Genomic DNA, 9909 nt, shown 5'->3' on the forward strand with positions numbered 1-9909 from the left:
CTCGTCCGTGCCGTCCGCCTCACTGCCCGTAGGAGCCTCCGCACCCGGCTGCACTGCCATGCCGCACCACCACCCAGTCTTCCGTGTCCCGAGGACGAACCGGCGAAGTCCCGGCCAGGTCACGGCCGTACGCCCGTACATCACACCGTCCGCATCGGGACAGTCACCCTGCGTACTGCCCGGTGTGCTCCACAAGGTAAGCCGACTCGGTCACCCTCGGTGAGGTGAACCAGGAAACTGTCACCGCACCCGGTGAACCAACCATCGTCGCGGGCCGCTTCAGCACCACGTTCCCCACCACCGCACGCGGCGCGCACACCGCCCGCCATGCCGCCGAGCGCTGGCTCGCCGCGCAGCAAGGATGGCCGGAGGCCGCCGCCGCCGACGGCACGGCCGCGGCCTCTCTCCTCATCGCCGAACTGACCGCGAACGCCGCCCTGCACGGCCGGGTGCAGGGCAGGAACGCACGCCTTGCCCTCATCCTGACGCCCACCACCCTCCGTATCGAGGTCACCGACGCGCGAGGCGAACGTCCGCCCGTGCCGACACCGGACGCCGACGCGGACGGCGAGTCCGGACGGGGCCTGCTCCTCGTCGCCTCCCTCGCCGACGACTGGGGCTGCGAGCCGTACCGTCCGGGCGGGAAGACGGTGTGGGCGGAGTGCGCCCGGCGATCCGCCCGGACAGGGGGGTAGGCAGGGCAGTCCGGCGCCCGGTGCCCCGCCCTCACCCTGGCCCGGCCGTCGGCCGGCGGGGCCTCAGGACGTGCCCCGGCTCTCCCAGCGGTCCCGGAACCAGGTCAGTGTCTCGGCGAGGAGTTCGCGGTTGCGGTTCTTCTCCAGCAGGGACAGCCGGATGTTGGGACGCAGCTCCAGCTTGCCCTCCGGGATGTCGACACCATCCAGGGCGTTGAGGCGCGTGAGGAGTTCGGCGCGCAGCGCGCGGTCGGTGAACGGGGCCCGTGCAGCCATGTACTGGAACACCACCTCCGCCGTGCCCCCGCGCCCGGCGCCCGGGTAGAGCGTCATCGGCCAGATGCCGCGACCGGGGCCGCCCGCCTCGCCGAGCGCGCGGTGGTGGTCTCCTCGGGACTGGCCCGCGGTGTGGACACCGCGGCGCACACGGCGACGCTTGACGCCGGCGGCCGGACGGTCGCCGTGGTCGGTACGGGCATCGCGGTCCCCATGTACCCGCCGGAGAACCGCGGCCTGGCCGACCGTACCGTTGCGGAGGGCGGTGCCGTCGTGTCCCAGTTCTGGCCGACGGCCGGCCCGGCCCGCTGAACGTTCCCACGGCGCAATGTGACCATGAGCGGCTTCACTCAGGGCACGGTCGTGATCGAGGCGTCCCGGACCTCGGGCGCGAAGATGCAGGCGCGCATCGCGTCGGAGCACGGGAAGCGGGTGTTCCTGCTGCGCTTGCTGGTCGCCGCCCAGCCGTGGGCGGCGAAGATGCTTGAAGAGGGACGAGCGGCCGTGGTGGACGAGCTGACCGACGTCCTTCAGGAGCTGGCCGGTGCGGAGCAGGTGCGCAGGGCCGGCGAGCAGCGTCAGCAACTGGCGCCGGCCATCCTGTGAGACACGTCGAGGGACTGGAATCCCTCGGATTCCCGCACTGCGTCCGTTGCCCGTACTACCTGGGTGGCAGCGCTCGCATCTGTGCCGACTGCGCGGCCCGATCCCTGGAGCTGGTTCCCGGGGCCCACTGCCCGGTGTGAAGCCAGGCGCCGGGGACGGGGGCGTGGCTGCTCGAACCTTCTGTGCGGACTGTCGTCGGACGAGCGGGGGTTCAGCCGCGTCGACGCCATCGCGATGTTCTCGGGCGATCCGGAGAAGGCGGTGCGGCGCCTCAAGTACGACGGGGCCTGGGACTGGGCCACCATCTTCGGGCGCCGAGCATGCCAGGGGCCCTTCTCCTGGAGGACCTGGTGGGGAGACGGGCTGGGTCGAATTCATCCGGCGTGAATCTGCGCCCGGGGGCGTGCGAAATCAACTATGCAACCACTGGCGGGCGTTGGCGATTGACGGCGACCGTGAACAGCCTTCACGCTTGGCGAGAAAACGTGAAGACCGTTCACGGGAGATGTCGTGCAGGACGCATCCGATGCTGACGACCAGCTCGTTGGTCTGTTCGAAGTGGCGGAAATGGCCGGCGTCAGCCGGACAGTCATCGCTAATTGGCGTACTCGCGACAAACGTTTCCCATCTCCCGTCGCGGATCTGCGCAGCGGACCGGTCTTCCAGGCGAGTCGCATTCGGCGCTACCTCAAGCGGAGGAAGAAGTACATGGCTTATGTCATCTCGACCATCAACCTGAAGGGTGGCGTGGGAAAGACGACCACCACGGTGGGGCTTGCGGAGTTCCTCTCCGCAGAGTTCGGCAAGAGGGTGCTGGTCATCGACCTCGATCCGCAGACCAACCTGACGACGGTTCTCATCGGTGAGAAGAAGTGGAAGGTTCTCAACGACAACGGGCACACTCTGGCGACCCTCTTCCAGGACGCCCTCCGGCCTGATGGTGAGCCCGAGGAGTTCGATCTGGAGAAGACGCTCCAGCGCAACGTCTCACCGGTGAAAGCGGTCAGGAAGGTAGATCTCCTGCCGTCGTCGCTGGATCTCATCGATGTTCAGGACCGTCTGGCGACCATGTCCTCGGGGCGTTTCTATTCCAACAACCCGACCGACCTTCTGCGCAAGGCGGTTCGGAAGATCACCGACGACTACGACTACGTCCTGGTCGACTGCCCGCCCAACCTCGGCATCGTCACTCTGAACGGGCTGCGTATCTCTGACGGGTACATCATTCCGACGATTCCCGATGTCCTGTCCACCTATGGTATCCCTCAGATTCAGCGGCGGGTACGGGACTTCGCCGAAGGCTTGGCGGACAGGGATGAGATCGTTGAAATCGGAATCGTGGTGACGAAGTACAGGGCGAATTCCACCGTTCATCAGAACACCGTTCGGCGACTCAAGGACGGCAAGGGGGAACTGCCGACCGTGCTGTCGCCCTACATTCCCGAGAGGGACGGCATCGCCGCTTCCGCGGAATTCACCGACCGCGGCACCCTGCGTCAGAAGTATGGATACCGCGGAGAGTACGATGCCTTCCGCGCCATGACGAAGGAGTTCATCGAACTGGTCAAGGAGAAGGTGTGACCGAGCAGAGCGACACTCGGCCCGACGACAGCAGCACGTTGCGTGCCCCGTTGCAAGAGGCCGAGGAAGCCCTGACGAAGCTCGGCGCGTCCCACCCGGAACTCGCGGGCACCCTGGCGCGTGTCCTCGCCGTGGTGGCATCCGAAGCCGCGCGGACGCCTCGCTTTGCCAAGACACTGAGCAAGGCCCTCACCCCTTCCGAACCACACACCACGTCCCGCTTGGCCGAACGCCCGCGGCGAAGCAGCCGGAGGGCCCCCGGAGTAATCGAGCCGTTCGCGGTCTTCGCCGAGGCCGGCGAGACGGGACTTCGTTCACGCCTGGGCGAGCTCAACCTCGAACAACTGCGGGACATCATCTCCGAGCACGGGATGGACCACGACCGGCTGGCGATGAAGTGGAAGGACCCCCAGCGGGTCATCGACCGCATCGTGGAGCGCGTCGAATCGCGGACCGCGAAGGGAACCGCCTTCCGGGGGCGGTCGGAGCAGTCCACGACGCCGCACAGCGAGGCTGGGGATCCGGTGGGCGACGAGCCGTCAGCATGAACTGAGACGGCCGCACGATCACCACCTCGGCTCTCGTTCAGGCGCGCACACCACAGGGCGTACGCGCAGTCCATCTCGTCCAGCGCGGCGCGCGTGAACCGCGTGTCAGTGAAGGAGCGGTCGACGATCCTGCCGGTGAGGGAGACGGCAGCAACGCCATTGCTGGTGCGTGCCACCCCGCATCACGTCAACCCTGCCGCCTCGTCAGAACCGGAAGCCGAACAGCCCGCCCTCCTCGTACCTGTCGTCGAGCTTCGGCTCGATCGGTGACACGTGCTGCACCGAACCGAGGAGCCGTACCTGCTCCAGTACATCGGAGTTGAGGGTCACGATGTACTGGAGCCCCTCACGGGCGCACACCTCCTCGGCGAGTTTGAGGGCCTCCGCGATCTGCCGCTCGTCGACGCCGTCGAAGAGATGACTGTCGTGGACGAGGAAGTCGGGTCCCCTGCCGTGCCGGTGGCAGATCACGGCAGCCGTCAGATCCAGACAGAAGATCACCATGCGGTTGATGCCGAGACTGTCCCCGCTGTCGACGTGCGGGGTGATCTCCAGGCTGTGGGTGCCCGCATCGATGAGGAGGTAGGCGTCGCGCTCGCCGCCGTACAGCCGGCGGGCGAACTCGGTGAACATCAGGATGGCCTCGCGTGTCTGGGATGCGCGCTCTTCGATGTCCGCCTTCAGGGTGGTCCGCAGCGTGGCCCGTTGCTCGGCGATCTCCCGTTGGCTGCTTTCCAGCGCGAGAGCCGTCTCGTGCTGCTTTCGCAGGGCGGCCAGGGTGGCCTGCTTCTGGGCGAGAAGCTGCTGCCGCGCCGTCAGGCCGTCCAGTGCTCCGCCCTCCTGAAGTGCCCTGAGGGTGGCTGACAGCTCGTCACCGAGACGGGTGCGTTCCTCTTCGCGGTCCGCGAGCCGGCGCTCGATCTCGGCGATCTCTTCGGAGAGGTAGCGGCGCCGGTTGCGCACAATGGAGTGGTGGAAGCCGCGTACATCGTCGAAACTGCGGCGTACACCGTCGGGAAGTACCACGCCGAGTTCGTTGTACACCCGTTCCAGGTATTCGGTTTCCGGGTCGTTCGTCTCCGCCACGGCACGTCGGAGGTCGGCCAGGTTGCGCCGGTCGATGACGTCTTCGTCCGGCAGCGCGCGCACCCGCCGGTCGAGTTCGTCCGCCTGCTTCTTGAGCTCCTCGTAGGCGGGTACCACGCGGAAGGCGCTCACCTCACGGGTGAGACGCTCGACATCCGCTTCCGCTACGACGATCTTCGTGCGGAGGTCGGCGGTGCTGCCGACCACACGGGCCCAGGCGGGATCGTCCATGGCGGCACGCAACTGCTTGCGGGTCGCTTCCCGTGCCGCGATCTCACGGTACCGGGCAGCCAGTTGCCAGCCGAGCCCCAGCAGATAGGCGAGGTTCGCCGTGGCGTCCGACGGGCGCTGCTGCGGGAACGTCTGCACCGGGCTGTTGAAGGCATGGGCACCGGCACGGCGCAACAGTAGGGAGAGCATGGCGCGACCGGAGATCCCTGGGCCGTGGTCGGCGGGCAGGCGGAACAGGTGGCTCTCGATGGCCCGAGTCCACTCGGTGACAGTGAGCTCGTCGAAGTACTCGAAGCCGTCGTCGTCGAAGTCGAGGCCCTGCTGGACGCGTTCCCCCAGGAGGGCGTTGGTCTCGACGACCTTGTGACGCTTCCCGCACCTGCTCACCTTGACCTGCCGGGCCTGGCCCGGCCAGTCCAGCTCGAGGGTGAACCGGATGTTGCGCAGCGCCGGCCGGGTCACCAGGGAGTGTTTGCGCACGGTCGAGCCCAGCAGGAAGTGCAGCAGCTCGATCATGCTGGACTTCCCGGTGCCGTTGCGGCTGTCCGTACCGGAGGACTCGCCTCGCGTATGAGCCACGAGGAGGTTGAGGCCGGTGCGGAAGGTGACCGTGCGGAAGCGGGGGTCGTCAGCGCTGAGACGGTGCAGCATGGCTCTTCCTCCTGATCAGCAGACCGTCACGCAGTTCCAGGGCACCGAGTGAGTAGAGCACGTCGAGACCGAGCACGAACCACTCGAAGCTGACGGGGGAGCGGTGCCCCAGTTCCTCGCGCCGCGACCGGAACTCCGACCACGCCTGCGACACGGTCATCGGATGATTCAGGATCATGGAGATCTGTGCACCCACGGCGAGCAGGGACCGGTCCGGGGAGATGCCCTTGGTAGGGGTGATCACGTGTCCTCCTGCCCCGGCGCCCCCGGTGTCCACCCCGCGGGCGGGACTTCGTACAGGTCGCAGCGCTCGAAGAAGTGGGCCAGAATGATCGACGCGCACTTGGTGGTGGTGATGGTGACCGAGCGGTTGCCGACAATGTACTGGTGCAGACGGTGCCAGAGGTCCTCGTCGCTCCCCGGCTCGTCGCGGACCTGCGAGTAGTACGCGCGGAACCCCTGGGCCACCCGGTCGTGTTCGTCGACGGAGTTCAGCCCGGCGTAGTACGCGTCGACCAAGTGGCTGTACCGCAGTCCCTCGGTCAGCGCCGCGTGCACCTCCGGGCCGACACGGGCCCGGTTGAACTCGATCTTGTATGCGTTGACATCCGGAATCGCGTCCAGCGGGGCGCTGGTGCGCCGGCGCGTACCGAGGTGTTCCAGCAGCGGGGCGAGATTGGCGAGCCCGATCGAATACACGCGGTCCTCCACCGGGATCGGGGTCCCGAGGAGGTCCTCGACCTCGACGAGGTCCAGGCGGACCACGTCACTGCCGATCCGGTCCGCGTCGTAGATGTCGATGCCGACCGGGTGCACCTTTGTCCTGGCCCGACTGATGGTCAGACTCAGAAAGGGGTGGATGCCGGGGTCCCGACTGTCGTTGACCGTGAACCTGAACGTCGTGAAGGTGCCCTTGCGTTTGGTCATCGCCTTGTGGAGGTCCGAGCGGAACTTCTTCCGTACGTCGGCGAGTACCTCGGTGCGTGGCGAGTAACAGGCATAAAGGATTTTTTCGCTGAGCATCAGGCCGTCCGCGCCCACGTCGCCCAGCGGGCCGTGGGCCCGCACCGGCAGGTAGTCGGCGTGCAGAAGGCCGAGCAGTCTGTCCACGAACCGCTCGAACTGGGTACCGTCCATATCGACGAGCTGTTGACGCAGTAACAAGCGCGCAAACATACGCTGTGTGAAATCCACCGTGCTGCCCCCTGTTCTGGACGCTCAGATCCGGCTGCGCAGCACGCTGAGCGAGACACCTTCGCCGGTGCGCCAGGCATCCCACCCGTTGACCTTGCAGTGCGCCACGGCGTCACAGGCCCCTGACGGAGAGTCGTATATGCGGCCGTCGTCGAGCCGAAGGCGACCTTCAGGAGTGACGTACGCCAGATACCTCTGTGCGAGGTTGCGGCGGCGCCAGACCAGTCGCTGCCCGGGTTCCAACAACCCTGCGTCGAGCAGCGGTCCGAGTGGGCCCGGTCGCACGGGCCGTGCATCGAGAGCCAGAAGACGCCGCAGCACGCTGTTGGGGGTATCGATCAGTGGCTGGGCCTCGCGCTGCAGACGCTCGAACACCTCGTCGTCCACAACGATCGTTCGTCTGGACATGGACGCCCCCTCTTTTTCTCCCATGCCGACCTGGAGGAGAAAGTAGGGCGGGCTCGGAGCTGTTGTCCAATTCTCACGCGCGACTGCCCTCCAGGAACAACCGAGCGCCATCCGTGATGTGCGGCACCGTCGGCGACGATCGCGAGCGCCACCCGTAAACTGAGTCAACGGCCGTGCTGAGGATCGGCGCTGACGAAGGTGGGGAGCATGCCGCAGATCGCGATCACCAGCACGTTCTGGCAAGGCGTCGACCGGCTGGACAAGCCGGCCCGTGCCCGGGTTCACAAGGCGATGGCCAAGTTCTAGCAGCTGACGGTCCCGCAACTGCACGCGGACAAGGGGCTGCACCTGGAGTCCGTGGTCAGCTCCCGTGACCCCCGGATGCGGACGATCCGCGTCGACGACGGACTCCGGATCGTGCTGCTCGCGCCCGACGACGGCAGCGACCTCTTCGTCTTCGTGCACGTTGTCCCACACGACAAGGCCTACTCCTGGGCCCGGCGACGGCTCTACACGGTCAACAGCGTGACCCGCTGCCTGGAGGTGCGCGACCTGACCGCGATGGAGCAGATCACCCCGCTGTTCGCCCAGGAGGCCGCCGCCGCTCCCCAACTGCTGTTCGCCCCCTGGTCGGACACCGTGCTGCGGCACCTCGGGATCGACGACGTCACCCTGCGCGCCGCCCGCACCATAGGCCACCGAGCCCGTCGACCCCACCTGCACCGCCTGCGGCGAAACAGCCACCACCGCGCCGCGCCGCTACATCGAGCCGGTCTACGGCTTCGTCGCCGCACGCGGACCCCAGCGCCGCCCGGGGCAGACCCCGCCGCGCCGCTCCTGGTACGGCGACACCCACATGTCCACCGACACCGCGGACATCCACGAGGGGACCACCGTCTTCGCCTCCGATCACACCACGGCCTGGTCGGCGGGCGCCCGGGGAGAGATGGTCGTCGTCTCGGAGGGGCCGGGCGGTGCCGGGTACGAGATCTGCGACTGGTGCGGCTGGGGTCGTCCGCACGCCCGCGCGGCATCGCGGCGTGCGGGGCACCCTCATCTCCTGAAGGACGCGCAGTGCACCGGCCCACTGCGGGTCGTGTCCCTCGCGCACCGGTACCAGACGGACTTCCTCCAGATCCATCTCGACCCGCTCACCGCCCTCAGTGCGACGCAGGAAACCCTGCGTTCCGGTCTCTACGCGCTCTTGGAGGGTGCGGCCACCCACCTGGAGATCAGCCGGGACGACATCGACGGCACGGTCCACATCGGAACCGACGGAATGCCGTCGCTGCTGCTCTTCGACACCACACCGGGCGGCGCGGGCAACGCGATCCGCATCGGAGAGCACCTCGAACCGGTCGTCGAGGCCGCACTCGCCCGCGTCGGCGCTTGCGAGTGCGGCCCGGAGAGCAGCTGCCACGCATGCCTGCGAACCTTCCGCAACGAGCGCTTCCACGAGTTGTTGAGTCGAAGTGAAGCCATCGCGCTACTCGGTGCCTTGGCGGGCAGAAGCACGAGCTGAAGGGTAACGGGAAGCAGACGAATCAGGAGTCTCTCCAGGTGCGGACGGCGCCGTCGGTTGCCGAGGCCCGCCGTGAACTGGGTCGGCAGGCGGTCGCGGAATGTCCTCCGCGTGGTCGGGTGCGGTGGGTCCGGAGCTGTTGAGCCGTTTGCTCTGGCTCGCATCCGCCACCGCACGCCGTCTGTCGGCTGCCGTCGCGTCCGAACCGGCGGACGGCCCGGCTTGGTGCCCTGCGGCAGCAACGGCTCCAGCCGGGCCCACTGCCGTCTGTCAGGTCACTCTGCTCACAGGGCATGATCATTCACGACCAAAATCCATTTCCGCGACAGACCTCAGCCGCCCTCCAACCGGCGGGGCTGAGTCGCCTCCGCGATCGCCGCCCGGAGTTCGCGCGCCAGGCGATCGACGTGGGGCTCGACGACGAGCGTGACGTGGTCGCCGGGGAGCTCCCGGACGCGCGGCGGCTGCGTCGAGACTTCTTCCCAGCCTCCCGTGGCGGTCTGGCACAGCGCGGAGTCGTAGGCGCGGAAGAACGAGATCGGGCCCGTGTGGACATCCTTGGGAACGTACCTGGCGCGACAGATGCGAGCGCCGAGATCCACGACACGGCTCACGCGGTCGTCGGGCTCGTCCGGTGTGAACATGCTGCGCTCCCTGGCGAGTTCCATGACGAACGCCGATCGTCGCTCCGGCTCGACCGCGAGCAGCGTCTCGCGCTTCAGCGGGAGCTCCTGGCCGAACCAGGACTTGAACCCTCTCCCGATTTGCCGGGCTGCGAGCCGAGCGCCTCCAGGCGCGCAAGGTGCTCGACAATCGCGGCACGGGCCGGTGAGGACCTGGAAGTCGTACATCGTCTCCCCGCGGCGGTGTCCGCCGGAGTGCGGGGGCGGGGCACGACGACCGCCGGCCCCAGGCCGAGCCGGGTGTCCATCTCCAGCCCGAAGGTGCCGTACCGGGTGATGTCCGACCAGAAGAACGCGGTCAGGCCACGCCCGGCCGCATGCCGCAAGGCGTTTCCGGGCGTGGTGGGCGCCCTGCGCCGTGGCAGCACCGCGCCTTCCACGCAATCCTGCTCACCGGCGCGGATCCGCGGTTCGCCGTCGGCGGCACC

General features: G+C 67.8%; 10 protein-coding genes and 2 pseudogenes. 6 read left to right on the forward strand and 6 right to left on the reverse strand.

Annotated features, from left to right (window positions below; genetic code table 11):
* Positions 1–224: 224 nt before the first annotated feature.
* Positions 225–695: an ATP-binding protein gene (locus RH94_RS10830; RefSeq protein ID WP_073945977.1), complete on the forward strand. Its 471-nt coding sequence runs from the start codon at positions 225–227 to the stop codon at positions 693–695.
* Positions 696–758: 63 nt separating this feature from the next.
* Here RH94_RS10830 and RH94_RS10835 read toward each other — a convergent pair whose 3' ends face one another.
* Positions 759–1028, reverse strand: a complete 270-nt coding sequence (locus RH94_RS10835) for a hypothetical protein (RefSeq protein WP_234425468.1) — start codon at positions 1026–1028, stop codon at positions 759–761.
* A gap of 75 nt (positions 1029–1103) precedes the next feature.
* Here RH94_RS10835 and RH94_RS38670 point away from each other — a divergent pair.
* From RH94_RS38670 to RH94_RS10860, 3 genes and pseudogenes are all read left to right on the forward strand, one after another.
* A pseudogene (locus RH94_RS38670) lies at positions 1104–1577 on the forward strand (DNA-processing protein DprA).
* 510 nt (positions 1578–2087) lie between these two features.
* Entirely contained in the window at positions 2088–3158 is a 1071-nt protein-coding gene (locus RH94_RS10855; protein ID WP_234425467.1) for an AAA family ATPase, read from the forward strand.
* Positions 3155–3706, forward strand: a complete 552-nt coding sequence (locus RH94_RS10860) for a hypothetical protein (RefSeq protein WP_073945974.1) — start codon at positions 3155–3157, stop codon at positions 3704–3706. Before RH94_RS10855 ends, RH94_RS10860 begins: the two co-directional genes overlap by 4 nt.
* 204 nt (positions 3707–3910) lie before the next feature.
* Here the strand turns inward: RH94_RS10860 and RH94_RS10865 are convergent, their stop codons facing one another.
* The 4 genes from RH94_RS10865 to RH94_RS10880 form a co-directional block, all read right to left on the reverse strand.
* Positions 3911–5674 carry an ABC-three component system protein gene (locus tag RH94_RS10865; protein ID WP_073945973.1) on the reverse strand — a complete coding sequence of 588 codons (1764 nt, stop codon included), beginning with the start codon at positions 5672–5674 and terminating at the stop codon, positions 3911–3913.
* The gene (locus RH94_RS10870) at positions 5652–5918 is read right to left on the reverse strand and encodes an ABC-three component system middle component 6 (RefSeq protein WP_073945972.1); all 267 of its coding nucleotides are present in this window, start codon (positions 5916–5918) and stop codon (positions 5652–5654) included. Before RH94_RS10870 ends, RH94_RS10865 begins: the two co-directional genes overlap by 23 nt.
* Entirely contained in the window at positions 5915–6811 is an 897-nt protein-coding gene (locus RH94_RS10875) for an ABC-three component system protein (RefSeq protein ID WP_073945971.1), read from the reverse strand. The genes RH94_RS10870 and RH94_RS10875 overlap by 4 nt, the downstream gene beginning before the upstream one ends.
* A gap of 81 nt (positions 6812–6892) precedes the next feature.
* A complete protein-coding gene (locus RH94_RS10880) occupies positions 6893–7276 on the reverse strand; it encodes a restriction system modified-DNA reader domain-containing protein (protein ID WP_158073003.1) in 384 nt (127 codons plus the stop codon).
* Between the two features lie 207 nt (positions 7277–7483).
* Here RH94_RS10880 and RH94_RS46605 point away from each other — a divergent pair.
* Both RH94_RS46605 and RH94_RS10890 read left to right on the forward strand, forming a co-directional pair.
* Positions 7484–7973, forward strand: a pseudogene (locus tag RH94_RS46605) (DNA helicase UvrD); the annotation flags it as partial.
* Between the two features lie 159 nt (positions 7974–8132).
* Positions 8133–8798, forward strand: a complete 666-nt coding sequence (locus tag RH94_RS10890; protein WP_234425682.1) for a DUF1998 domain-containing protein — start codon at positions 8133–8135, stop codon at positions 8796–8798.
* 332 nt (positions 8799–9130) lie between these two features.
* Here the strand turns inward: RH94_RS10890 and RH94_RS10900 are convergent, their stop codons facing one another.
* Entirely contained in the window at positions 9131–9649 is a 519-nt protein-coding gene (locus tag RH94_RS10900; protein WP_234425683.1) for a hypothetical protein, read from the reverse strand.
* Between the last annotated feature and the right edge of the window lie 260 nt (positions 9650–9909).

This window comes from Streptomyces kebangsaanensis (assembly GCF_001906585.1).
Classification (GTDB): domain Bacteria; phylum Actinomycetota; class Actinomycetes; order Streptomycetales; family Streptomycetaceae; genus Streptomyces; species Streptomyces kebangsaanensis.